Annotated in this window: 1 protein-coding gene; it reads left to right on the top strand. The window is 47.0% G+C overall.

Annotated elements, in window-relative coordinates:
• A partial coding sequence (gene pcnB, locus AB4238_RS16745) for a polynucleotide adenylyltransferase PcnB (RefSeq protein ID WP_372034457.1) occupies nt 1-874 on the top strand: 874 nt, incomplete at both ends.

Below are 874 nucleotides of genomic sequence, written 5' to 3'. Positions count from 1 at the left end.
GAAGATCTCCAAGACCAACGAATCGGGTCGCCTGCTGCGTGACAACGTTTACGGCTCAATCGATGAAGACGCCGAACGTCGAGACTTTACAGTTAACGCACTCTACTACGATATTAGTGACTTCTCTATCCATAGCTACGGCGGTGGACTACAAGATCTAGAATCGCGCACTATTCGTCTTATTGGTGATCCAGAGACTCGCTACCGCGAAGATCCAGTACGCATGCTTCGAGCTGTGCGCTTTGCCACTAAGCTAGACATGACCATTGAGTCTGCTGCAGCAGATCCTATCCATGATTTAGCTTCTTTGCTCAAAGGCATTCCGGCTGCACGTATGTATGAAGAAGTACTGAAACTATTCTTCGCAGGTAAAGCCGCACAAAACTACAACATGATGCGTGACTTTGGCCTATTTGAGCCTTTATTCCCACTTGTCGATGCTCAGCTCAACGAAGCGCCTCACGGGCCTATCGCCAAGCTTCTGCAAGAGATGATGGAAAATACCGATTTACGTATTGAACAAGAAAAACCTGTCACCCCAGCATTCTTCTACGCAGCAATGCTTTGGTATCCGCTGACTCAACGCGCTGATGATATCGCGGTTGAAAGCGGTCTAAGCTTATATGATGCCTATACAGCTGCCATGGGCGATATTATGGAGCAACAATGTCGCTCTATCAGTATCCCACGTCGCTTTAGCACGGTAACTAAAGAGATCTGGCAACTACAACTACGTTTTGAACGTAACAAGGGCACTAAAGCATTTAGATTTATAGAGCACCCTAAATTTAGAGCCGCCTATGATCTGTTATTACTTAGAGGTGCAGCTGAAGGTGGGACCGTCGCTAAGAATGCTGCATGGTGGAAGAGCTTT

Source organism: Shewanella sp. 10N.286.45.A1 (genome assembly GCF_041470405.1).
Classification (GTDB): domain Bacteria; phylum Pseudomonadota; class Gammaproteobacteria; order Enterobacterales; family Shewanellaceae; genus Shewanella.
Note: the sequence above shows the minus strand (reverse complement) of the source record. Positions and strands in the feature narration are given on the sequence as shown.